This is a genomic window from Desulfohalobium retbaense DSM 5692 (assembly GCF_000024325.1).
In the GTDB taxonomy this organism is placed as follows: domain Bacteria; phylum Desulfobacterota; class Desulfovibrionia; order Desulfovibrionales; family Desulfohalobiaceae; genus Desulfohalobium; species Desulfohalobium retbaense.
Genome location: NC_013223.1, coordinates 1,022,643 through 1,047,129, shown reverse-complemented (window position 1 = coordinate 1,047,129; position 24,487 = coordinate 1,022,643). Strand labels below are relative to the sequence as shown.

General features: G+C 58.3%; 20 protein-coding genes. 15 read left to right on the top strand and 5 right to left on the bottom strand.

Annotated features, from left to right (window positions below):
• Nucleotides 1–83: 83 nt before the first annotated feature.
• Nucleotides 84–3,290, top strand: a complete 3,207-nt coding sequence (locus DRET_RS04450; RefSeq protein ID WP_015751333.1) for a DEAD/DEAH box helicase — start codon at nt 84–86, stop codon at nt 3,288–3,290.
• Nucleotides 3,291–3,380: 90 nt separating this feature from the next.
• Here DRET_RS04450 and ltrA read toward each other — a convergent pair whose 3' ends face one another.
• Together ltrA and lplA are read right to left on the bottom strand one after the other, a co-directional pair.
• Nucleotides 3,381–4,637, bottom strand: coding sequence for a group II intron reverse transcriptase/maturase (ltrA, locus tag DRET_RS04445; protein ID WP_244147924.1), 1,257 nt, complete (start codon nt 4,635–4,637; stop codon nt 3,381–3,383).
• A gap of 1,319 nt (nt 4,638–5,956) precedes the next feature.
• Nucleotides 5,957–6,994 carry a lipoate--protein ligase gene (gene lplA, locus DRET_RS04440; protein WP_015751330.1) on the bottom strand — a complete coding sequence of 346 codons (1,038 nt, stop codon included), beginning with the start codon at nt 6,992–6,994 and terminating at the stop codon, nt 5,957–5,959.
• Between the two features lie 178 nt (nt 6,995–7,172).
• Here lplA and DRET_RS04435 point away from each other — a divergent pair, with 178 nt between their 5' ends.
• Nucleotides 7,173–7,553, top strand: a complete 381-nt coding sequence (locus DRET_RS04435; RefSeq protein ID WP_015751329.1) for a hypothetical protein — start codon at nt 7,173–7,175, stop codon at nt 7,551–7,553.
• 83 nt (nt 7,554–7,636) lie between these two features.
• On the opposite strand, the gene DRET_RS04430 is transcribed toward DRET_RS04435, so the two are convergent.
• Entirely contained in the window at nt 7,637–8,128 is a 492-nt protein-coding gene (locus tag DRET_RS04430) for an RrF2 family transcriptional regulator (RefSeq protein ID WP_015751328.1), read from the bottom strand.
• Nucleotides 8,129–8,364: 236 nt separating this feature from the next.
• On the opposite strand from DRET_RS04430, the gene DRET_RS04425 reads away from it, so the two are divergent.
• The 13 genes from DRET_RS04425 (at nt 8,365) to DRET_RS04370 (ending at nt 22,388) form a co-directional block, all read left to right on the top strand.
• A complete protein-coding gene (locus tag DRET_RS04425; RefSeq protein WP_015751327.1) occupies nt 8,365–10,647 on the top strand; it encodes a PAS domain S-box protein in 2,283 nt (760 codons plus the stop codon).
• A gap of 221 nt (nt 10,648–10,868) precedes the next feature.
• Complete coding sequence (gene hmcA, locus DRET_RS04420; RefSeq protein ID WP_015751326.1) at nt 10,869–12,542, top strand: sulfate respiration complex hexadecaheme cytochrome HmcA; 1,674 nt, start codon at nt 10,869–10,871, stop codon at nt 12,540–12,542.
• Between the two features lie 101 nt (nt 12,543–12,643).
• Nucleotides 12,644–13,702, top strand: a complete 1,059-nt coding sequence (gene hmcB, locus DRET_RS04415) for a sulfate respiration complex iron-sulfur protein HmcB (protein WP_015751325.1) — start codon at nt 12,644–12,646, stop codon at nt 13,700–13,702.
• Entirely contained in the window at nt 13,703–14,911 is a 1,209-nt protein-coding gene (gene hmcC / locus DRET_RS04410) for a sulfate respiration complex protein HmcC (RefSeq protein ID WP_015751324.1), read from the top strand. It abuts the gene before it with no gap.
• A 15-nt stretch (nt 14,912–14,926) separates the two neighbouring features.
• Nucleotides 14,927–15,058 (top strand): sulfate respiration complex protein HmcD, encoded by a 132-nt coding sequence (gene hmcD / locus DRET_RS14010; RefSeq protein ID WP_015751323.1) that lies wholly within the window; start codon nt 14,927–14,929, stop codon nt 15,056–15,058.
• A 24-nt stretch (nt 15,059–15,082) separates the two neighbouring features.
• The gene (hmcE, locus tag DRET_RS04405) at nt 15,083–15,760 is read left to right on the top strand and encodes a sulfate respiration complex protein HmcE (protein ID WP_015751322.1); all 678 of its coding nucleotides are present in this window, start codon (nt 15,083–15,085) and stop codon (nt 15,758–15,760) included.
• Between the two features lie 78 nt (nt 15,761–15,838).
• A complete protein-coding gene (gene hmcF / locus DRET_RS04400; RefSeq protein WP_015751321.1) occupies nt 15,839–17,224 on the top strand; it encodes a sulfate respiration complex iron-sulfur protein HmcF in 1,386 nt (461 codons plus the stop codon).
• A 67-nt stretch (nt 17,225–17,291) separates the two neighbouring features.
• Complete coding sequence (locus DRET_RS04395) at nt 17,292–18,206, top strand: universal stress protein (RefSeq protein ID WP_015751320.1); 915 nt, start codon at nt 17,292–17,294, stop codon at nt 18,204–18,206.
• A gap of 132 nt (nt 18,207–18,338) precedes the next feature.
• Nucleotides 18,339–18,692 (top strand): DVU0259 family response regulator domain-containing protein, encoded by a 354-nt coding sequence (gene divK, locus DRET_RS04390; RefSeq protein ID WP_015751319.1) that lies wholly within the window; start codon nt 18,339–18,341, stop codon nt 18,690–18,692.
• A gap of 56 nt (nt 18,693–18,748) precedes the next feature.
• Complete coding sequence (gene divK, locus DRET_RS04385) at nt 18,749–19,108, top strand: DVU0259 family response regulator domain-containing protein (protein WP_015751318.1); 360 nt, start codon at nt 18,749–18,751, stop codon at nt 19,106–19,108.
• Between the two features lie 213 nt (nt 19,109–19,321).
• Complete coding sequence (locus DRET_RS04380) at nt 19,322–21,274, top strand: hybrid sensor histidine kinase/response regulator (RefSeq protein ID WP_015751317.1); 1,953 nt, start codon at nt 19,322–19,324, stop codon at nt 21,272–21,274.
• A gap of 127 nt (nt 21,275–21,401) precedes the next feature.
• On the top strand, nt 21,402–21,863 hold the full coding sequence (locus DRET_RS04375) for an RrF2 family transcriptional regulator (protein WP_015751316.1): 462 nt from the start codon (nt 21,402–21,404) through the stop codon (nt 21,861–21,863).
• 294 nt (nt 21,864–22,157) lie between these two features.
• Entirely contained in the window at nt 22,158–22,388 is a 231-nt protein-coding gene (locus DRET_RS04370) for a hypothetical protein (protein ID WP_015751315.1), read from the top strand.
• A gap of 123 nt (nt 22,389–22,511) precedes the next feature.
• Here DRET_RS04370 and DRET_RS04365 read toward each other — a convergent pair whose 3' ends face one another.
• Both DRET_RS04365 and radA read right to left on the bottom strand, forming a co-directional pair.
• Nucleotides 22,512–22,907: a DUF3568 family protein gene (locus tag DRET_RS04365; protein ID WP_015751314.1), complete on the bottom strand. Its 396-nt coding sequence runs from the start codon at nt 22,905–22,907 to the stop codon at nt 22,512–22,514.
• A gap of 60 nt (nt 22,908–22,967) precedes the next feature.
• Nucleotides 22,968–24,314: a DNA repair protein RadA gene (radA, locus tag DRET_RS04360; protein ID WP_015751313.1), complete on the bottom strand. Its 1,347-nt coding sequence runs from the start codon at nt 24,312–24,314 to the stop codon at nt 22,968–22,970.
• Between the last annotated feature and the right edge of the window lie 173 nt (nt 24,315–24,487).

Below are 24,487 nucleotides of genomic sequence, written 5' to 3'. Positions count from 1 at the left end.
GGTTGCTCTCACGTACTTTTTTCAGAATCGAAAGAATCCACACGCCTAGAGCAAAAATTCTGTGCCAAGGAGTACGAGCAGTCATGACTGCTGAAAACACAACTGTCGAACATATCCTGAAAGACTTCGTTGAAGATTCGATTCCAGAGCATATTCTGGAAGGCGCCCAGGACATTCTCAGCGATGAGGGCGTTCAAAAAATAGACATCAAAAAACGTGAGAATTATTGGGATATTGACGGCCACATCCAGGCCGAGGATTTCCAGATCTACAATTCGGAAATCGGGATCAACCTGGAAGATGGCGCCCTGAATTTTTTCTGCAACTGCCCGGAATCCTTTTCCGGCATCTGCCGCCACGTTGGGGCCACCCTGTTGGAGATGCTCAAATCCTTCAACGGCCACAGCGAACAGGAAACCGCGGCCCCGCGCAGTGATTGGCGGCAGACCTTTCGCGGCTTTTTCGCTACCCAGCCCGAGCCCGAACCCGGCAGCCATTACCTTATTTTCCGGTTCTACCCCGAACCCGGACGTTTGAAAGTCGGCTTTTCCCGGGCACGGCAGAACAAATCCGGCCTGTCCCGGGTCCAAAATCCGGTGACCCTTGAACAGATCATCCGCAATCCTGAATGGTCTGAAGGGAGTTCGGACCTGCCGACCGTATGCCGCCAAATCGGTGAATTCCTGGATTATTTCGGCCAGGTTGTCGAAATCCCCAGTGGACTGATGACCTGGTTTCTCTGGGCGGTGCGCAATGAGTATTACCTCTTTTGGCAGGATTCGGACCAACCCGTGTGCATCGAACCCCAAACCATGCGGCTCCAACTCAGCCCCAAACTCTCAGAGCACGGGTTGGAATTCGACATCATGCTCGGCCGGGAAGGCAAGGTGCCCTTCTCCATCAAGGGTCAGGAACTCTTCTTCTACGGCGATATGCCGTTGTGGGTCTTGTGGCGCAACAGCTTTTATCCGGTGCAAACGAGCTTGTCCGCCAAGCTGATCCAGGAATTGGTCATGGGCGGTCCGGTCATCCCCCACGCCGATATTTCCGAATTCCTGGACCGGGTCTGGACCCAGATCCCCGCCTCTGACCTCCACGGCCAGGAAGAATTTCTGGAGCGCATGCAGCCCATCTTCGTCCCGGCAACGTACAACCCAAAACTGTTCATGGATGAGGAAGGCAGCCTGCTGACCCTGGAGATCCAGAACGTCTACGAAACCGAACACGGCGAAATCACCCTCCCCGGCCCCAACCAGGATCTGCAGACCGGCAGTTACCAATGGGGTGCGGAATCCTTTCTTGTCCGACGCTCTCAGGACGAAGAAGCCGAGCTGATCAACGAACTCCAGGAGTTGAATTTCCAGCCACGGTCCAATTCGATCTGGTTCCTGGAGCCCGAGGAGGCCATTACCTTTTTGCTCGACGCCTACCCCAAGCTGATCGAAAAATACCGTATCTTTGGGGAGAAGAACCTGTCGCGCTACAAGGTCCGCCTCAGTCAGCCCAATATCGTGGCCAAGGTCGAACAGGACGAAGAGGACGAAAAATGGTTCGATCTCGATCTGGCCGTGGAGTACGACGATGTCCGGGTCCCCATCGACAAGATCTGGAAAGCCTGGACCCAGGGCAAGCGGTACGTCCAGCTCAAGGACGGCTCCTACACCAGTCTGCCCGAATCCTGGCTGCGCAAGCTCGGCCACAAGCTCGAGGCCATGGGCATGGACCCCAGTCAGCCGCCCAAGGACAAGTTCCAAAAATACGAAGCGCCGGCGCTGGACAAAATACTCGAAGATGTCCCCGAACCGGAAACCGATTCCTTCTGGGACTCCCTGCGCGAAAAGATCCACAATTTCGAGCAGGTCGAGCAGGTCGAGCCGCCGAAGCACCTCAACGCCACCCTGCGCCCCTACCAGTTGCAGGGAGCGAGCTTCCTCAATTTCCTCAAGGAATACGATTTTGGTGGTATCCTGGCTGACGAAATGGGGCTGGGGAAGACAGTCCAGACCCTGGCTTTTTTACAACTCATGATCGAACGCGGCCAATCGGGACCGAACCTCATCGTGGTCCCGACCTCAGTTTTGCCCAACTGGGAGCGCGAGGCCCAGAAATTCGTGCCCAACATGCGCCAATTGGTCATCTACGGCGCACGACGGGAAAATCTGTTCAAGCAGATCTCCGAATCCGACTTGGTTATCACCACCTACGCTTTGCTTCGGCGCGATCTGGAGGAACTCAACAAACACCGGTTCAACACGGTCATCCTGGACGAAGCCCAGAATATCAAAAATCCGAACACCATCACCGCCCGTTCGGTGCGCAAGATCAACGCCTCCTTCAGGATGTGCCTCTCCGGTACGCCCATTGAAAACAACCTCCTGGAATTGTGGTCGTTGTTCGAATTCCTCATGCCCGGATTCCTCGGTTCGCAAAACGCCTTTCAAAAAGGCTTCGTCAAACCGATCAAGGATGGCGACCAGGAAAGCCTGGAGTATCTGCGCAACCGGGTCAAACCCTTTATTCTGCGACGCACGAAGACCGAAGTGGCCAAGGATCTGCCGCCCAAGGTCGAAAACGTCCACTACGCTGCCCTTATCGACGAGCAGATGGAACTCTATGCCTCCCTGGCCAAAAAGCTCAAAGAGCAGGTCCTGCGCGACGTCGATGAAAAAGGGATCGCCAAGAGTCAGATGTCTATTTTGGACGCCTTGCTCAAGCTGCGGCAGATCTGCTGCCACCCGCGGCTGCTCAAGCTGGACATGCCGGGCGTGTCCACCAATCTTCCCTCCGGGAAATTCGAGACCTTCAAGGACCTGGTCACCGGTATCATCGACGACGGACACAAGGTCCTGGTGTTCTCCCAGTTTGTCCAGATGCTGCACATCATTCGTTCCTGGCTGTCCATGAACAAGGTCCCCTTCGCCTACCTCGACGGAACCTCCAAGGATCGCTTCGAGCAGGTGGAGAACTTCAACAACAACCCCGACATCCCCATTTTCCTGATCTCCCTCAAGGCCGGGGGGACGGGCCTGAACCTGACCTCCGCCGACTATGTCATCCACTACGACCCATGGTGGAACCCGGCTGTGGAAGACCAGGCCACGGACCGGACCCACCGCATCGGACAGACCAAAAAGGTCTTTTCCTATAAACTGATCTGCGAAAATACGGTCGAAGAAAAGATCCTCAAGCTCCAGGAACAGAAAAAGGGAGTGGCCGAGGCCATCATCCCCGGCCAGGACCATTGGAAATCCCTGACCCGCAACGACCTGGAAATGTTGTTCGAAATATAACCCTGCGCCCAGACGCACATCGAGTAGGAGGGGGCCTTGCGGCCCCCGTCCTCTCACACCACCGGGCATACGGTTCCGTACCACGGCGGTTCACCTGACACTTTGAGCTTTGCGAAGTTGATCTTGCAGTGACACGAGTCCAAGTGAATCAAAGTATTTCTTGGGGAATGCCTGGTTCATATGCGATGCGCCGGAGTTCCACCATGGCCCGCGGCCGTTGATGGCGGATTTCCAGGCGCGCTCTTCAGTCAGTCCCCGGCGAATCAGGTTCCTTGCTCGGGCGTAGGGTCGTTTCCAATGCCGCCACAGGATATTGCGCAATCTGCGGCGAATCCACATGTCCAGTTCTTCAAAAACTCCCTTTACCTCCGCCAGCTTGAAGTAGTTCATCCAGCCTCGCAGTTTCGGCGCAAGGGTGTCTGTCGTCTTCTTGAGCGACCGTCCCCGCCCACGTCGAAATTCCTCCCGTACCGCCTGTTTCAGGCGTTTGACCACACTGGGCGCAACCTTGAGCCGCGGCTGCGTATGCCAGGTCATCGAGTACCCAAGGAATTTCCTTTTCCATGGCCGGTCAACCGCGCTCTTATCCGCGTTGACCCTCAACTTCAACCGTTCTGTCAGAAACCGGGTGATCGAGGCCATTGCGCGTTCGCCGGACCGTTTTGTCTGCACGTAGATATTGCAGTCGTCGGCGTATCGGCAGAACGCGTGGCCTCTGCGTTCAAGCTCCTTGTCCAGGTCATCCAGAAGGATGTTGGACAAGAGCGGCGAGAGGGGGCCGCCTTGCGGCGTGCCCTCCTTTCGTTTCGATGCAATTCCCCCCTGCATCAGCCCCGCTTGCAGGTAACGCCGGATGAGGGCGAGCACCCGCTTGTCCTTCACCTTGCGGGCCACGCGCGCCATGAGCACGTCGTGGTTCACGCGGTCGAAGAACTTCTCCAGGTCCATGTCCACGACCCACCGTTTGCCGGCGGCAGCATGCTCCCGTGCCTTGAGCACGGCCTGATGCGCACTTCGACCGGGCCGGAAGCCGTAGCTGGATCCGGAGAAGTGAGGGTTGAAAATGGGGGAGAGCACCTGGTGCAGCGCCTGCTGTATCAGGCGGTCCAGCGCCGTCGGGATGCCCAGTTGGCGCACCCCGCCGCCGGGTTTAGGGATTTGCACCCCGAGCACCGGCTGCGGCTCGTACCGTCCGTCCAGCAACTCCTCTTTGATTCGGGCCCAGTTGAGCGTGCAATATCCCCATACGTCGTTGACGCTCATGCCGTCGACTCCGGGGACGCCTTTGTTGGCGCGTACACGCTTGTAGGCCGCAAGCATGTTCTCGCGTCCGACCACCGCTTCCATCAAACTCTGCTGCTCCGGATGGGAGTACTCCTTCGTTGCCGTGACGCTTGACGCACCACTACCGTACTCTCGGGGATTCCGTCCCCTACCCTCGGGTGTGGCGACGGGCGTCCCAGCCCGTCCTTCTGCGGCTCCGTTCGTCATCGAAATTTCGGGCTCCCGTCCCGTGTTAGATGTTCGGGCCTTCAGTCCGGTCGGGGGACCTACTATGCCCTCGGCTGACTTCTGCCCGCCCGTCCCGAAGCCTCGCGACGCCGGTAGCACATGGCAGGCGGACAGACCTCCCCGGGTAATGCGCACCCACCTTCACGTTTATGCCCGCCGCATATACGTCCATGCTTTCCGTACAAGTACAGGGCTTTGAAGATAATGGACTCCTTACCCGGCATGGCCGCCTCGTATGCGATTCCTGTTCGTCAGGCCAGCGTTTTGCCTGCGGCTTCCTTCAGATCCCACCTCGCGGTGGACACCCTTGCCGTCCGGCTAACAGTTCCCCTTGTCGGGCCTGTAGAGGACTTTCACCTCCAAGTGGGTGCGCCCTGCCGGGCGCACCACAAAAGAAGAGCCCCGGGGAGATCCTCCCCGGGGCTCTTGTGCTTTGCACCGTCGCAAATCCCGGCACTGGACCACAACCACAGCAGCCCCCTGGTGCCGGGGCTTTGCCGCAGGACGGGAAATTCTCCTGCGCCCGTTTCGAATCGTAGTCGTGGCAACAGCAACCACACCCGACGCGCCAACCACCGCCAAAACCGCCACGCGCCCTATTTCCTGGCCGGAGGCAAATCCCGGCACCGGACCACAACCACAGCAGCCCCCTGGTGCCGGGGTTTTGCCGCAGGACGGGAAATTCTCCTGCGCCCGTTTTGAATCGTAGTCGTGGCAACAGCAACCACACCCGACGCGCCAACCACCGCCCACACCGCCACGCGCCCTATTTCCTGGACTGAGGCAAATCCCGGCACCGGACCACAACCACAGCAGCCCCCTGGTGCCGGGGTTTTGCCGCAGGACGGGAAATTCTCCTGCGCCCGTTTTGAATCGTAGTCGTGGCAACAGCAACCACACCCGACGCGCCAACCACCGCCCACACCGCCACGCGCCCTATTTCCTGGCCGAAGGCAAATCCCGGCACCGGACCACAACCACAGCAGCCCCCTGGTGCCGGGGTTTTGCCGCAGGACGGGAAATTCTCCTGCGCCCGTTTTGAATCGTAGTCGTGGCAACAGCAACCACACCCGACGCGCCAACCACCGCCCACACCGCCACGCGCCCTATTTCCTGGACTGAGGCAAATCCCGGCACCGGCCCGGCTACAGCCCTCAGGAGCCCGCCGCAGCAGGATCCGCCACTTCCCGAGGCTGTGCCGGAGGCTGCCCAAGCAACACAGCCAGCAGTTCCTCGAGATCGATATTCCAGAGGTACGCTTCCAACGGCAGCTCGGCGAGGGTTGCGTACAGCGCCTCCTTCGTCAGCGCGACCCCGTGGAGCTTGGCCTCGACATCTCCAATAGAGCGCACCCCGAAATAGTCCCCCCAAATCCGAGCGTTTTGAATAGCCCCGCCCCGGACATCCAGGGCCGCTTCCAACGTCCCCCCCGCAGCCGAACGCAGCACGTAACGCTGGGTATACGGCGGGGCAGCCCCGAAATTCCACTCCCAGGTGGCATACTTGGCCTCGCGTAGCGCGGTTATGGCTTCGGTGTCTGCGTCACTGAAACCAGCTACCGTACTCTCCGGATTGTGGGACAGAAAATACTCCAGCAAAGTGGCCATAAATGTCTCTACATCCAGGGCCTGGGGTAGAAAATCAACAATATTGGCTACCCGTTTGCGGACCGATTTGACCGCCTTGGTCGCGAACTTGAGCGGATCCGCTCGAAGGGCCCCGGACAGAAGACGGGTATCAGCGGCGAACAAAAGAGTGCCGTGGTGCAGGACGCGATTTTTATGGACATATTGCGCGTTGCCGGAGATCTTGGCCCCCTCGACGGTCACATCGTTACGCCCGTCAAAAACAGCCGGCACGCCAAGCGACTGTAACGCTTGAACCACCGGCTCGGCGAATCGGCGGAAATCAATACGCTTTTCCCCGCTATGTGAGGCGATAAAGGTAAAATTGACATTGCCGAGGTCGTGAAAGACCGCGCCACCACCGGAAAGACGCCGGATAACGGCGATATCATGTTCCTCAACAAAGGCGGAGTGGATTTCCGCTCTGGCGTTTTGATTTTTCCCGATAATCACCGCCGGTCGATTGCGCCACAGGAGCAAAAAATCCTCCTGACGCTGGGTCAGGCAGTATTCTTCCATGGCCAAATTGAAGGCCGGATCAGTGGAATGGTTCCAGATGCAGAGCATGGTGGAAGGCTCCTTGGTTCAGATTGAGGGGCGAAGGCGAGACAGCCACCGCCAGCGTCCAACTCCTGAAATGGAGGGGCCGCGCTAGACGCAGGGAGGAAAACCTTTGCGGTCTGTGCCCAAATGTGGTGGGAAACACCTGTACGGCTGGAAAAATTTTCCCTCAAGGGAGGAAGAGATGACCCACAAAACATCTGCGGGCCTTACAGCATTGGTGCTTGGTGTGCTGCTGCTTTTCGGCTGCGCCACTCAGCAGGAGGAGGGTCAGGCCAACGCCACCACCGAGACGCGCCGTCTCGAGCGGGAAGTGAGCGAACTGCACAAGACCAATCGTCGCCTGGAACAGAAAATCGCCGAGTTGGAGGACCAACTTGAGGCGTGCAGGCAGCATGAACCGGATTGGGAGACACTGCAAAAGGACCTGCAGACGCTTTTGGACAAAGAAGCCAACGCCACGCGCCGCAAAGCCGAAGAATGGCTTGAAGACTGGGAGGAAAAACTCGAATCGTGGCGGCAACGGGTGGCCCCTTCCCCGCCTGAGGAAGGCCAGCGCCTATGATAGGTCCAAAATTCGCGATCCGCTGGAAAGGATTGCCAGCCCGAATCCCCAGGAAATGGTGTCCGCCCAAAATAGGGACGGACTCAAGATATTTCCTTGTCCCCCTCGTCCAGAGAGCAGGTCTCATTGCCCCCCATACAGGGGATTTTCGGTCCTTCGAGCAGGCACATCCGGTTTTCAAAAAGCATGTCGGCAAGGGTGATGGCATTGAGTTCGCGGGCCAGCACTTCGTTGATCCGCGCCCATAAGCTATACGCCAGGCACTGGTCCACCCGGGAACACGCCTTCTCTTCCAGCCAGCACTGCACGAGGCCGACATGGCCTTCAAGGCTCTCGATCAACTCCTTGATCGTGATCTCTGCAGCGGGCCGCCCCAAAACATAGCCCCCCTTGGCCCCCAAACGGCTCATCAGAAAGCCGGACTCTCTAAGTCTCCTGGACAATTTTTCCAGATACTTAAGTGAAATATCCTGACGATCAGCCACATCGCGCAGGGCGACGGGCCCGTGTTGCCCCTGCTGGGCGATATCGAGCATCAAACGGATGCCGTACCGGCTTCGTGTACTCAGTCGCATGCTATTCACCCTGATTCATAAGGCCGGTTTGTACTCTGTTTGAGTGCAGCCAGCTCCAGTTAGCGCCGGCCACATTGCCATGCCACAGGCACCGGAACAAGGCCGGGTGGGTCTGTGGCAAAAGAAAGTTAATACTAGCAAAGCGGCCTAACAGGAGCAATGGGCGAGCACGGAGCCTGCAGGTTGTCAAATTCCGAGTTTTTCCGTAGGAGATGGGAAGCGGTTCAGGAGGCCCCATGCGCCATTTCTGGCATTTTTTGCGCCATTCCCTTTTCGCCAAGATCATTCTCTCCGCCGGAGCGACCCTCCTGGCCGGTTGCCTATTACTTATTCTCCTGCACACCAGATACCACAAACATGTGGTTTTCGACTTTGTTCACACCGGCGGCGAGCGGTTGTCCACCACGATCAAACAGGGCACCCACTACGCCATGATGCTCAATTCCCGGGAGGATATTGCACAGACGATCGCCAATATCAGCAAGCAGGAGGCGATAACCGCCATCCGTATTTTCAATAAACAGGGCGCCATCAAATATTCCAGCCACCCCGGGGAGGTCGATACCCACGTTGCCCGCACGGCGCCGGTTTGCTCCTCGTGTCACCATAACGGCGGGCTTAAGCCAGACAGCGATATTTCCCAGCGCACCCGCATCCTCCCGGCGACGGAAAACACCCCCCGTCGCATGGGAATTGTCACCCCGATCGAAAACCAGCCCTCATGTTCCCAGGCCTCCTGCCACGTCCACCCCGCCACTGACAATGTGCTCGGCATTCTGGAAGTGGTCATGTCCCTGAAAAATACCGACCAGGAACTGGCGAGTTTCAATCAGCGCACTCTGCTTTTCGGCACACTCGTCTTCGCCCTGACCGGGGTGGCGATATTCTGGACCATCTACCGTTTCGTCAAACGACCAGTCAGGGATCTCATCCGGTATACACGTCGCATCAGTTCCGGCGCCCCCCCGACCGCCATTCTCTCCCTGGACCAGAGTGATGAAATTGGAGAGCTGGCCTCGGCCGTGTCCACCATGCACGAAAAAATCAACGAAAAGCACAAGGAGTTGTTGCACCAGAAAGAAGAGTACCAGACCCTTTTCGATCACGTACCATGCATTGTCACCGTGCAGGACCGAAACTTCCAGCTTATCAGCTACAACCGGGAATTCTCGGATAAATTCAACCCGAGCGCCGGTGATTTCTGCTTCCGGGCTTACAAGGGCCGCCATGAAAAATGTCCTGACTGTCCTGTGGAGCGGACCTTTGCCGACGGCTGCAGTCATTCCAGCGAGGAGAGCGTGGTCCGCGACGGTCAGGAAGTCCACTGGCTGGTAACCACCTCCCCGATCTGCGACGCTGAAGGCCGCATCGTGGCCGCAATGGAGATGTGCTTGGACATCACGCCGCGCAAGCGACTCGAACGCCAGCTGGCCATGTCCGAAAAAAAATACCACGCGATTTTCAACAATATTCCCAATCCCGTCTTTGTTCTGGATCCCGAAAAACTCTTCATCCTGGACTGCAACGACAGTGTGCAGGCCGTATACGGCTACACCCGGGAGGAGATTCTCAACCGTCCCTTCGCCGACCTTTTTTTCGACGACGACCGCGACCATTACCTCCCCCGGCTCCATGAATGTCTGGTCATCAACCAAGCCCGGCAACAAACGAAAGACAAACGGCGAATCTTCGTGACCATTCGAGTCTCGCCCTCCCAATACCCCGGACAGCAGGTTCTCCTGGTCACCACCAGCGACATCACCAAGCGTCTGGAAGCCGAGCAGCAGCTCATCCAAGCCAGCAAAATGGCCACTTTGGGGGAAATGGCCACCGGCGTCGCCCACGAACTCAACCAACCCCTGTCGGTGATCAAAACCGCCAGCACCTTTTTCGTCCGCAAAATCGACAAGAACGAGCCCATCGCCCCCGAAACGCTGGCCTCCATGGCCCGTGAAATCGACGGGCATGTGGACCGGGCCACCAAAATCATCAATCACATGCGGGAATTCGGCCACAAGTCCGAGCACAAACTCTACCCCGTGCAGGTCAACACCGTCTTGCAGCGCGCGTTTGAGATTTTCAGTCAACAGCTCAAATTGCGTCAGATCGAGATTTCCTGGAACCTTGAAACCGCCTTGCCCCACATCCAAGCCGATCCCGACCGCTTAGAGCAAGTTTTTATCAACCTGCTCATCAACGCCCGAGACGCCATTGAAACCCGGCATGCCTCGGCCCCGGAAAAGGCGGAAAAGCGGATTACTCTGGCCAGTCGGTTCGCCGACGACCAGGTCCAGGTCTGTATCACCGACTCCGGGATCGGCATTGCCCCCGGTGACCGGGACAAGATTTTCGAACCCTTCTACACGACCAAGGAAGTCGGCAAAGGCACCGGCCTGGGGCTGTCCATCAGCTATGGCATCATCCAGGAGTGTGGTGGCCGGATTACCGTCTTCTCCCACGGCCCCGGACACGGGGCGACATTCAGCCTCCATTTCCCTCCCCACCCGACAAGTGCATGATTCTGCACCACCACTTCCTGTGTGACAGATTTTTCACATTCCCTCTTGACGGCCATTCGACATTCGCCTACTCAGCCGGTAGGTTTTAATACCTACCACTGAAGTAGGATTTCTCATCAACGGGCGTTCCCAGGTGCTTGAGGGAGCCGGCCCTGCACTGGCGGGGCCACCTTGTGGAGGCCTGAGCAACAACGTTCAACCAGAGGGGAAGGAAGGGACTCATGAGAAAAGGGAAACTTGTTTTCGGCGCGGCCCTCGCCTGTGCCTGCGCGGTACTGCTCGCCTTCCAACTCGGGGCTGAAGACAGCCCTGAGGCCGAAGGCCCGCTGACGCGCAGACCGGACGTGATCCGCATCGACACCATGCAGGCTAACGCCACCTTGCAATTGCCTCCGGTGACCTTCAAACACGATGCGCACACCGAGGCGCTGGCTCAAAAAGGCCAACCCGCTGACTGCACCACCTGCCACGCATTCGACGAGGGTCAGCTTGATCCGGCCATGAAAAATGTCGCCGGCAAAGGGTATGACACGGCCAAGAAGGTCTTCCACGACACATGTATTGGCTGTCACACCACTCGCCACGAAGAAAATCGCTCGACTGGACCGCTTGATGGGCAATGCCGTTCCTGCCACGTCGAGGACCCCCAAACCGTGGCCCAACGGCAGGATGGAGGATTCAAGAAAGTCCTCCACGCCCGTCACGTCGCCTCTAAGGACATCGCTTTCAAAGACAAGGACAAAAACTGCGGCAGTTGTCACCACAAGTACGACGAAGCCCAGGACAAACTCATCTGGGCCGAGGGTGAGGAAGGGACCTGTCGCTACTGCCACGGCGAAACCACTCAGGACGACGTCCGGGCTTTGCCTGAAGCCGCCCACACCCAATGTCTCTCGTGCCACCGGTCGCTGATCGAAAAGGACAAGGAAAGCGGACCTCTTTCCTGTCAGGGCTGCCACGGCGAGCAGGGCCGCAAGGAGATTACGGAGAATAACGAGAAGTATCTCGAGAAGCTCTCCGACGGTCTCCCCCGTCTTGAGCGCGGGCAACCCGATCACACGCTGCTCTTTGCCGCTTCGAACGCCACCCAGGCCGAAGGCGACAATAACGGGGAACTGGCCATGAAACCGGTGGCCTTTAACCACAAGGCCCACGAACAGAAAGCGGATACCTGCCGCGAATGCCACCATGCGGCCATGGATTCCTGCCAAAGCGAATGCCACACCTTGACCGGTGCGAAGAAAGGCGAGTTTATCCGCCTGGAGCAGGCCATGCACGAGCCGCAGAGCGAACGAAGCTGTGTTGGCTGCCACGCCCGTGAACAACAACGTCCGGAATGCGCCGGCTGCCACGACAATCCGGTCAAAAAGCCGCAACAAGACAGTTGCGCACAATGCCATGCCGCCCCCACCGGTCCCGACGGACAACCGCTGGGCATGAAAGCCCTGGCCGAGATGCCAGATGAAAAGCTGGAACAAATGGCCGCTGCCTCATTTGAGGCCCGCCCCAGAGCCGATACCACCTACGCGGAAAAGGATATACCGGAAGAAGTGACCATCAAGGTCATGGCTGATGAATACAAACCGGCCACGTTTCCGCACCGCAAAATCGTGAACAAGCTCATGGAGGGCGTCAAAGACAGCGGGCTTGCCACAGCCATGCACTCCGGCAAGGACACAATCTGCAGCAGCTGCCACCACAACAGCCCGGCGAGCAAAAAACCGCCCAAATGCGCCAGTTGTCACGGCAAGCCGTTCGACCCGAATACCCCGCTGCGGCCCGGGCTGAAAGCGGCGTACCACCAACAGTGCATGGGCTGCCATACCCGAATGGAATTGGAAAAACCTGCGGCCACTGACTGCGCCAGCTGCCATCCCAAAAAAGATGCGCAATAGCAGAGCTGGCCGGGGACTTCGCCACATCGAAGCCCCGGCCCGCAGTCGCAAGCGAACGTCGTGGACGATATACGAGACAATGACCGAGGAGAGTTGAGGCTATGAAACGTCGTACGTTTTTAAGCTTGCTCGGCGCCGCAGGGACATCCACCCTGGTGGGCGGCAATGCCCAGGCTGCCGGCAATCACCACTTCGAAGGCTATCCCGACAGCTTCGGGGTCCTTTTCGACAGTACCCAATGCATCGGCTGCCGCAAATGCGAGGCCGCCTGCAATGAAGTCAATGAGCTTCCCCAGCCGGAGGTTCCGTTCGACGACCTGTCGGTTCTTGAAACCCAACGCCGCACCGATGCGGCCAGCTATACGGTGGTCAACAAATACCATCCCGAAGACGCCGCCGATCCGGTTTACCGGAAAATGCAATGCAATCACTGCCAGGAACCAGCCTGTGCGTCAGCCTGCTTCGTCAAGGCCCTGAAAAAGACCGAAACGGGCGCGGTCATCTATGACGAATCGGTCTGCGTCGGCTGCCGGTACTGCATGATCGCCTGCCCGTTCAACATCCCGGCCTACGAATACAACAAAGCCTTAGATCCCGCGGTCATGAAGTGCACCATGTGCTACCCCCGGCTTCAAGAGGGCAAACTGCCTGGGTGCGTCAAGGCCTGCCCCAAGGAGGCCCTGGTCTTTGGCAAGCGGGAGACGCTGCTCAAGCTGGCCCGTCTCAAGATCCAGAAATTTCCACAGCGCTATTTGGACCACATCTACGGCGAAAACGAGATGGGCGGCACTAACTGGCTGTACATCACCGGGACGCCGTATGAACAAATCGGCATGCGTGAAGACCTTGGAACCACCCCGGCGCCCAAACTGACTTCCGGCGCCCTGGCTGCAGTGCCCATGGTGGTCGGTCTCTGGCCGGTTCTGCTCGGCGGATTGTACTACATGAACAAACGCCGGGACAAAGCTGCCCAGCGCGCCAAGGAAGAGGCTGTCTCCGAGGCGGTCTCAGTCACCCAAAACGAGGCCCAGGCGACGCTCAAGCAGGCCAAGGAAAAAGCGGAAGAAGAAAAACAGGCCGCCATCAAACGGGAAGTGCAAAAAGCGCTGGACGAAGCGGCAAAACAGCAAAGCGCAGATAACGACGACGAGGAGGCCTAAATGAGCGGCAAGCAGAACACGACCCAGCCCGCGGCCGGCGGGGTGCTCAGCGCCGCCCGTGCCTTTGTGGGCAAATTCGACCGCTTCACCCAGATCACGGGCACCATTTTGCTGATCGGGGTGGCGATCACCATCGTCCGGTTCACGGCCGGCCTGGGCCCCGTGACCAATCTCTCCCAGGACAACCCCTGGGGGATCTGGATCAGTTTTGACCTCTTATGCGGTGTGGCCCTGGCCGCTGGCGGGTATGTCACCTCAGCGGCCTGCTATCTCTTCGGATACAAACGATTCCATTCAGCGGTGCGCCCCGCCATCCTGACCGCCTTTCTCGGCTACGCCCTGGTGGTCTTCGCCCTGCACTACGATGTCGGGCGTCCCTGGCGACTCCCGTTTCCCATCTTCGTTTCCCAGGGAACGACCTCACTGCTGTTTGAAGTGGGCTTGTGTGTCTTTCTCTACCTGACAGTCCTGTTCCTGGAATTCGTGCCCGCCGCCCTGGAATGGCTGGGGCTGAAAAATGTCCGGCAATGGGCGGTGCGCCTGACACTGGTGTTGACCATTTTCGGTGTTGTTCTCTCCACACTGCACCAGTCTTCCTTGGGCGCCCTGTTCGTCATTGCGCCTTCCAAGGTCCACCCGCTGTGGTACTCCTCGTATCTCCCGGTCTACTTCTTCATTTCCAGTATCGTGGCCGGACTGTCGATGGTCATTTTTGAAGGCTCCCTGTCCCACAAGTACTTCCACCACAAAATGGACGAAGAACACCTGCGCGAACACAACAATGTCATCCTGGGCTTCGGGCGCGCCGCAGCCTTTGTCCTGGCCGGATACTTCTGCATCAAGGTCATCGGATTGGCCAAGGACAACAACTGGCACTACCTCGCTACCGGATACGGGGCGTGGTATTTGGTAGAGATGCTCGGTTTTGTGGCCCTTCCGGCATTGCTGTATGCCATCGGCGTCCGCGAATCGAACTTCAAACTCATTCAATGGACTTCCGCTCTGGCTGTCCTCGGCCTGGTGGTCAACCGGTTCAACGTTTCCATGATCGCCTTCAACTGGCATCTGCCGGCTGAACGGCAATATTTCCCAAGCATCTGGGAATTGTTGATCTCCATCTTCATCGTCACCATCGGCATTCTGGTCTTCAGGTTCATCGTCACCCGGATGCCCATATTCTACACCCACCCGGATTATCCGGAACACTAGTCGAGGGAGGTCGCCATGGAAACCATGTTCCATACGCTGCACCAATTCATGCTCAGCACCAAATCCGTGGTCTACCTGCTCATGGGAGGAACCCTGGTCGGCTTGCTCGGCTTCTGGTTCTTCTTGACCGGCAGAGATGAGGACTAACCCCAGTTATCAGGAGCGAAGCACATGTACGCCTTTGTCACCGGCCCCTTATTGTGGCTGTCATTTCTTATCTGCATCATCGGTGTGCTCTATCGCGTTGTCCAATACATCCGGGGTCTGAATTGGCAGATCGACCGGGTGGCCTACACCGCGTACCCCGGCCAAGGCGCCAAAGCGGCGGCCAAATCCATCCTCCATTGGATCATCCCTTTTGGCAGCCGCAACTGGCGCATCAAACCGCTGTACACCATCATCTTCTTCGCCTTCCATGCCGGCCTGATCCTGGTGCCGCTGTTTCTGGAAGGGCACGTGGCCATCGTTGAACAACGCTGGGGCATCTCCTGGCCGACACTGCCCAGCGGCGTGGCCGACGCGTTGACGATCACCGTCTTCGTCACCGCCGCCTGTCTGATCGTCAGGCGCATCGCCCTGCCCGAGGTCCGGATTCTGACCACCGCTTACGACTATTTCCTGCTGGCATTGACCCTGGCCCCCTTTGTGACCGGCTTTTTTGCCGTCCAGGAAATCGGCAATCCGCAATTCTGGTTGATCCTGCACATCCTTGCGGGTGAGGCCCTGCTCATAGCCATTCCCTTTACCAAGCTCTTCCATATCGTGGGCTTCTTCCTCTCCAGGGCGCAGATCGGCATGGATTTCGGAATCAAGCGCGGCGGTATGAAAGGACGGGGACTGGCCTGGTAACGACAACGCCCGCAGCGCATATGGCGCCGGGGCGGATCTCTGAAGACGCCCGGAAAGGGGCTGGAAGGAGAAGAAAATATGCCCGAAGGAACATTGTGCAACAAACGCCCCATCGAAACCAAAGAAGAGCTCGATGCTCTTCTTTCGGACAAGGGGGGCAAGCTATACTACCAGGAAATGGAAGAACTCGATGTGGACAAAGCCAAGCTGGCCGCATCGCTGGAAAAAACCTGCAATTCCAAAATGCGCACCTGGCTCAATATGTGCGCCCGGTGCGGCCTTTGTGCAGAAAGCTGTTTTCTGTATCAGGTCAACAACCGCGACCCGAAGCAGGTGCCCTCCTACAAGGTCCAGTCCACGCTGGGGGAAATCGTCAAACGCAAGGGCGATGTCGACAACGCCTTCATGCGCATGTGCATGGAAACCGCCTGGTCCAAATGCACCTGTTGCAACCGCTGCGCCATGTACTGCCCCTATGGCATCGATATGGGGGTCATGATCAGTTATCTGCGCGGGTTGCTCTTTTCACAGGGATTCGTGCCCTGGGAGCTGAAGGTCGGGTCTGGCATGCACCGGGTCTACCGGGCCCAGATGGATGTGACCTCCGAAGACTTCACCGAAACCTGCGAATGGATGTGCGAAGAATCCGAGGACGAATGGCCCAACCTTGAAATCCCGGTGGACAAGGAAGACGCGGACATCTTGTACACCATCAATGCCCGCGAAGTGAAACACTACCCCGAAGACATCGCCGAGGCCGCCATCCTGTTCCACCTCGCCGGCGAGAATTGGACTGTCTCCAGCCAAGGATGGGAACAGACCAGCCTGACCATGTTCGCTGGCGACTGGGAAGGCTGCAAGATGCAGGTCAAGGAAGTCTACGACGCCATGGAGCGCCTGCGTCCCAAACGGATGATCGGTACCGAATGCGGTCACGCCCACCGGGCCACGGTCATTGAGGGGCCGTATTGGGCCGGGCGCAAGGACGGCAAGCCCCCTGTTGAATGCATCCACTACGTGGAATGGGTGGCCGAGGCGCTGCGCACCGGCAAATTGAAGATCGACCCGGCCAAAAAGATCAAAGAACCGGTCACGCTACAGGATTCCTGCAACTATGTCCGCAATCATGGTCTGGCCGAAACCACCCGTGAAATCATGAGCTATATCGCCGAGGATTTCCGGGAAATGGCGCCGAACAAGGAACACAACTATTGCTGCGGCGGTGGAGGCGGCTTCAACGGTATCGGCTTGTACCGCGAGCAACGCAATGTGGCCCTGCGCAAAAAACGGGACCAGATCCTGGCCACTGGATGCAAACTGGTCATCGCCCCCTGCCACAATTGCTGGGACGCCATCCGGGACCTGGACGAGGAATACGAAATCGGTATCCGTTGGTCTTTTCTCAAACCGTTACTCATCAGCATGGTCGAGGTTCCCGAGCATCTGAAGCCCGCAGACGAATAAAGCCCCAGGTCCGCCGGTCGAGGAGGCCGGCGGACCGTTGCACCGTTGATCCTGAAGGGGGAAACCTATGTTCAAGAAGATCCTTTTCGCCACCTCCGGCTCGCCGGCCTGCGACAACGCCGCTCGCGTGGCGTTCGACATGGCCAAGCGCTACGACGCTGAGCTGGTCCTGTTCCACTCCCTGGGGGTGCCCACCAGGGGGTTCAGCCAGATTGTCGTCGATGTGCGCACCGGTGAGGAAGTCAGTTTTGACGAGGACTACACGACCTGGGTCGAGGAAGAATTGCGTACGACCTACGCCAAACAGTTGGAGACCCTCTCCAAGGCCCGGGTCGAAATCCGCGTCGGACTGCCGCACACGGAAATCCTGCGCCTGGCCCGAAAGGAAGAAGTGGACCTGATCGTCATGGGCGCTAGCACCCGGGATTCCGAACCTGAGGCACCGCACCGCCGCGGCTTTGCCGGTAGCACGCTGCAAAAAGTAGCCCGAGGGGCGAAATGCCCTGTGCTGACCATCCACCGGCCTGTGGCCTCGTTCTGGGGCGGATTCTCGAATATCGTCTTTGGTACGGATTTTTCCAAAGCGGCCAACTACGCCTTTCGCTTCGCTCTGAATGTGGCCCGGGAACTCGATTGCAAGCTGCACATCTTCCACGCCCTGGATATCAATACCACCGTTGGTCAATTCCAGGCCCAGGACACCATCGAAGACAAGCTTATCGAAGCCAGACGGCGGATGCGCGCCCTGTATGAGCCTCAAATGGACGGATTCACCAATTATGAATTCGAGGTTTGGGAAGGGGTGCCCTTTGTGGAGATCGTCAAATTCACCCGTGAACGCCAGGCGGATCTGCTGGTCATGGCCCACCACACCCGGGAGACCGATCCGGAGAAGGCACGTCTGGGCAGCACCCTGGAACAGGTTGCGTTGCGGGCCACCTGCCCGGTAGCCAGCCTCAACCGGGCCCCGAAAAACGAATAAACCGGTTCCACCTCAAGCGGCCCTGGCTGCGCCAGCCGGAGACGGACTTTCAAGCAACCGGTCCAGGCCCATTCGCCTGGACTACCAGCGGGAGGTATTCCCGCAGACCTCAGCCGAATCAAGGAGGCGGGCATGAGCCACAAGATTATGATCGTTGACGACGATCCGGAAATTGTCAGCTACCTCAAAGAACTGCTGGAAGACAACGGCTACGCGACCTGTGTGGCCACTGACGGCAGCCAGGCCCTGGACATCGTCCGCCAGGAAAATCCGGACCTGATCACCCTGGATTTGGAAATGCCCGACGAGTGGGGACCGCGCTTTTACCGGCGTTTGAGTCAGCACGACGCATTGCGGTCCATCCCGGTTATCGTCATCAGTGGCCTTTCCGGCAGCAAATACGCCATCCCCCGGGCCGTGGCCAGTTTGAACAAGCCGTTTGACAAAGACGAGTTGCTGCGCCTGATCACTCAGACATTGGGCTGATCCGGACGCCTCCGGGGCCGAAACGGCCGACATCCTTATCCCCAGGGAGTAGACTCATGGCCTATAAAATCATGGTTATCGACGACGACCCTGATATAGTGGACTATCTGGTCTCCATTTTTGAAGACAACGACTACGAAACCTGCAAGGCCTACGACGGGCATGACGCCCTGGAAATCGCCCGCAGTGAGCGCCCCGACCTGATTACCCTGGACCTGGAAATGCCCAAGGAATGGGGACCGCGTTTCTACCGCCACATGAGCAAGGACCCTGTGCTCCAGAACACCCCCGTTCTGGTCATCAGCGGGTTGTCCGGCATCCATCTCGCGATCAAAAAAGCTGTAGCCACCATCAACAAGCCTTTTGATCCGGACAAGGTTCTGGACATCGTGCGGACCACACTCAGCGAGGGGTAAAAACCCGTAGCGGCTTGTGACGTTTCACCTGTGCCGCGTCTGCTGCCCGAGACGAGCCCAATCCCGGGACAGCAGGCGCGGCACAGACAAAACCAACGTCAAACAACCTTCCTGTTTGCTCAGCCCAGCAATCCGAACCTGCCGCACAATTGCAGGGAGGCGAAACGGGCAAGTGGAGAAAGGATGACGAACCCCCCAGGCACGGGAGAAGCTATGGACAATGCGCTGTTACTTGTCGACGACGAAGAAGGGATTCGCAAAGTCCTCGGCATCACCCTGGCCGATAGCGGCTACACCGTCCATACCGCGGCCAACGGCAATGAGGCCCTGGAGGTCTGGCGCGAACACAGGCCAGGCATCGTACTCACCGATATCAAAATGCCGGGCATGGACGGCCTGGAACTTCTCCAGGCGCTCAAGGCTGAAGATCCGGAAACCGAAGTGATCATGATCACCGGACACGGGGACATGGACTCGGCCATCGAAAGCCTGCGCAACGACGCCGCCGACTTCATCACCAAGCCCATCAACGACGAAGTCCTCGAATTTTCTCTGCGCCGGGTGCGTGAACGCATTCGCATGCGTCGCCAATTGCAGGAATACACACAGAATCTGGAAAACCTGGTCCGGGAAAAGTCCCAGCGCGTGGTCCAATTGGAACGCCAGCTGGCCGTGGGCCAGGTCGTCGAGGCTCTCGGCTCGGCTGTGGCGGGACTCAGCCGGGAAATGGATCACGGCGATCCGCCCGTTTTCAACGAGTTGCCGTGTTTTGTGGCCATCCACAACCGGGACCAGAAGGTCGTTGCCACGAATGCGCTCTATGCGGAACGGTTCGGCGATCGCAGCGGGAAACCGAGCGCCGAGGTGTATTGCGGCCAAGCCGCTTCCCCGGATGAATGTCCTGTGGGCAGAACCTTGGCCACCGGTCAGCCCCAGCGCTTCCAGGTTACGGCGTGCAGTGCCGAAGGACGGGAATTGCCGCTTATGGTCCACACTGCGCCAGTGCGCAATCACGACGGTGATGTGGACCTGGTCCTCGAAATCTCGGTCGATGTCAGTGAAATAACGCGCCTGCGCGACGAATTGCGTTTTACCCGGCAACGCTATCAGCAGCTGTTCGACGCCGCTCCTTGCTATATCTCCGTGCAGGATATGGACCTGCGCATCGCTGAAACCAACGATCTCTTCAAACAGGATTTCGGGGATTTTTCCGGGGAGTATTGCTACCAGGTCTACCGTCACCGGAGCCGCCCCTGCGACAACTGCCCAGCCTTCGAGACCTTTGAAAGCGGAGAGCCGTTTCATACTGAAGAGATTGTCACTTCCCGCACCGGAGAGCGCTACAACGTTCTGGTCTGGACCGCTCCGATCCGCGATACCAGCGGGGAAGTGGTCCAGGTCATGGAACTGGCCACCAACATCACCCAGATCCGTCAACTCCAGGACCATTTGACCTCCTTGGGCATGCTCCTTGGTTCGGTTTCCCACGGCGTCAAGGGGATGTTGACCGCCCTGGACGGCGGAATCTATCGCCTGGAGTCCGGACTGAAAAAACAGGATTTCGAGCGTATCTCCTCCGCCTCCCAGGTGATCAAGAAGCAAGTTGGCAAAATCCAGCGTATGGTCCTGGATATCCTGTATTATGCCAAATCCCGCGAAATCAATTGGGACGTCGTCTCCGCCCGGGAATTGGCCGAGGAAATCTTGGACACGGCCGGCTCCCGGGCCGAACAGGCCGGCGTGCGGCTGCATTCAGACATCCAGGAAGACCTCCCGAAATTCGAAGCCGATCCCACGGCTGTCTCCTCGGCCGTGGTCAACTTCCTGGAAAACGGCGTCGATGCCTGCACAACAGGCCGCAACGCGGACCCACAGATCCATTTTAGCGTCGAGAGCACAAAAGACCACGTCGTCTTCAGCGTTGAGGACAACGGCCCTGGCATGGACCAGGAGACCCAGGACAAGATCTTCAGTCTGTTCTTTTCCACCAAGGGCAATAAAGGTACCGGGCTGGGCCTTTTTATCGCCAACCAGGTCATTGAACAGCACGGTGGCCGCATTGAGGTTTCCTCCGAACTCGGCAATGGCACCCGATTTATCATCCGCTTACCGCGGCAACTGCCGTCGCATATCAAAAACGCCCCACAACCCCGTTCGACATCCTGAGTTGGATTCCTATCGCCCCCCTTGGATGCCGGTGACGGCAGTCGCATCGATGCTCTCGGGGGGAGGAATGGCCGTCGGCATTTGGACGCTAGACTCTGTATCCGCCGCGCAACCCCACGACTGAGCTATGAAATTTTCCACCCGCAGCCGCTACGGTCTCCATCTCCTGCGCGATATCGCCATCCACGCCGAAAGTGGCCCGGTCTCCATTTCCGAGATCGCGTCGCGGCACAGCATGTCCCTCAAATACACAGAAAAAATCATTCGCCAACTCCGCCAAGGCGGTTGGCTCAGCAGCACCCTCGGCGCCAGGGGAGGCTACCAGTTGACCCGCCAAGCCTCAGCCATGCCCTTGGGCGAGATCGTTCGCTACCTGGAAGACTCCCCTCTGCTCCTCGATTGCCAAAAATTACGCCCCGGATGCCCCCGATGTGGGGTCTGCCTGACCCGCTCACTTTGGCAAGAGGCCCTGGAGGCCATGTACGCCAAGTTGGACTCCTTCACCCTGGCTGACCTGGTCCGCGACACCCAGTTGTGTCCTGTACACGACCCTCCCTCGACGTATTGCTGCGCGCCACGTCGGCAGTAAGCCGTTTCCAGCCGCAAATCGGGCTCAGGAAGAAAAATGGGCATAGCCACGTGTTCAGCGCGTTCGCAAGCGTTGCAGGCCAAGCGGCCCGGTTTGAGGCGTGGGGAATGTTTCCAGAACGGGACTCCCTTTCTATAATCGGTTCTAGCCCATAGACGGGGCCAGGATCCCGGCTTTCCTGGGGGAGGGCTCAACCGGCTCCAGCAAACAACCGGTTGTGAAACTGGGTGCATTGTGCTGGACCTGCGGTCGAAAGTGTGGCAAAGCAGGCCTCGTTTACCAAGGAGGTGCGCAATGATACTAGATGAGAGCTACGTCGACCAATTGCTTGAATACATCCGTTCCGGCCAGTTGGCTGACGACTTTGAATGCAGCGCCGAAGATCGGCGATATGAAATTCTCGATTTTCTGGAAAAAATCATGGAACTTGGCGAAGCTGCTGATGAAGTCGCCACGAAGGTCATTTTCAAAAACTCGGCCCTGGGGCAGCTTATGGGGCAAAGCGATGACGAGACGACGCAATAGCATTGTCTTCTGCCTTTTCTCGCGCGTCTCGGTCGAGACTTGATTTCGTTTTGCAACAAAAAAAGCGCCACAAGGCGCTTTTTTTGTTGCTTAAAAAACGAAGAAAAGATGATGCCGGAGACGTTAACGCAATTGGCTGACAAACTCTTCGTGAATGCGCTGCGAGGCGACTTTATCCCCCAAGAGCCCGACGCGAACCCGCAATTCTGTGCGCCGCGTCGATTGGCTTTCCAGCGTGAACCACACCGTCCGATCGCCGTCAATGGCCGAAACTTTCGCTTCCGAAAGATTGCGGGCCCTGTTTTGAACCTGGAGATCCAAGGCGCGACAGGTCGCCAGGACCGCCTCAAAGGATTGATCCATTCCCGCATTGTATTCCCGCACCAATTGGCCTTTCAAATAGACGTAGGTACCGGCACCCCCCGCGGTTCCGATGGCCACGGCGGCGCACCCTGAGGTCAAAAAGACCAGGGCCAGCACACTGAACACGTACCTGAAACACATCGACGCTTTCACCATTTGACTCTGTCCTCCTGTGCGTAGTGCAAAACTGATCCGGGGGCCAGTTGGCGGACTGTTTTATCCGCTCTGGCGGCCGTGCTCGAAAAGACGATCGCGTAAAGCGACGATACTTGAAATCCCTGAATCCTGATGGGGACAAAAGATGGGTCGGTACCCAAGCCTGCGGGCCTGGTTCCAACGCTTGTCCTGAGCCATCACCGGCCGTACCTGGCCATTGAGGTCAACCTCTCCCCAAAACATCGCTCCGGCCGGCAAGGGACGGTCGTAGAAGGAGGACAACACCGCAGCCACAATTCCCAGATCAAGCCCTGGTTCCTGCAAGCGCAGCCCGCCACCGATCTTGGCGTAAATATCTGACTGGCCTAGATTGACGCGCAGCTTTTTCTCCAAAACCGCCAAAAGCAGATGCATCCGGTTCGCATCAAAACCCAGGGCGGTCCGCCGGGGCATGCTCAAATACGACCGGCTGACCAGGGCCTGAACTTCGACGGCAAAGGGCCGCTGCCCGTCCACGGCCATAACCACGGCTGTGCCGGAAAGTTGAGGATCGCGCGCTTCGAGAAAGAATGTCGAGGGATCGTCGACGGGATCAAGCCCGGAGCCCAGCATGCGCATGACCAGCACATCGTCAGCCGGACCGTAGCGGTTCTTGACCACCCGTAGCAGCCGATAGAGGTGCTGCTTGTCCCCTTCCAGATACAAAACCGTGTCCACCATATGTTCCAGGAGCTTTGGACCGGCGATTTGCCCCTCTTTCGTCACATGACTGACCACGATCACAATGGTCGGAAGCTGCTTGATACGTTCAATGACCGCAGTGGCCACCGCCCGAACCTGGCTGATCGTGCCGGGGGCAGCCTCGGTCTCCCTGAGGCTCATGGTCTGCACCGAATCCAGAACCACCAGGGCCGGCGGGTCGTCCTCAAGGATTTCGAGCAGTTCTTCGGCATTCGTCGTGCTCAAGGCCAGCACATTTTCCGTAAGCACACCGAGCCGCTGGCCGCGCTGCCGCAACTGGGCCAGGGACTCCTCTCCAGAGACATAGACCGCCGTGCGCCCCTGGGCCGCCAGTCCGCCCACGAGTTGGAGCAAAAGAGTCGATTTGCCGATTCCGGGCTCTCCCCCCACCAATACGGCTGAAGAAGGAACCAGTCCGCCGCCAAGCAGCGTATCGAGCCCCGGTGTGCCTGATGGCAACCGCTCGCCGTCACCCTCGGGCAAGTCCTGCAACACAGCGACCTGCGCCCCGCTCGTTCCCGGGGTCGCGGCTGGGCCGGGTTTGCCCGGGGCGGCCCGGACTTCCTGCATGGTGTTCCAGGCCCCGCAGGTCCGGCATTGACCCTGCCATTGTGTGGCGGTGGCGCCACAATCCCGGCAAGCAAATACACGTTTTTCTTTGGCCACGCAGAACTCCTCTTCCATTATCACGGGTGCATCGTCACTCCCCGGCACCGCGGTCCTGGACGAAAAGCCCCTCACAAAGCAGGCCTCGCTGTGAATCATGATCGGATCGAATCAACCCAGGACAGGACGGGCTTGAACGCATTACCCCCCTTGCGCTCAGGAGAGACAAGACT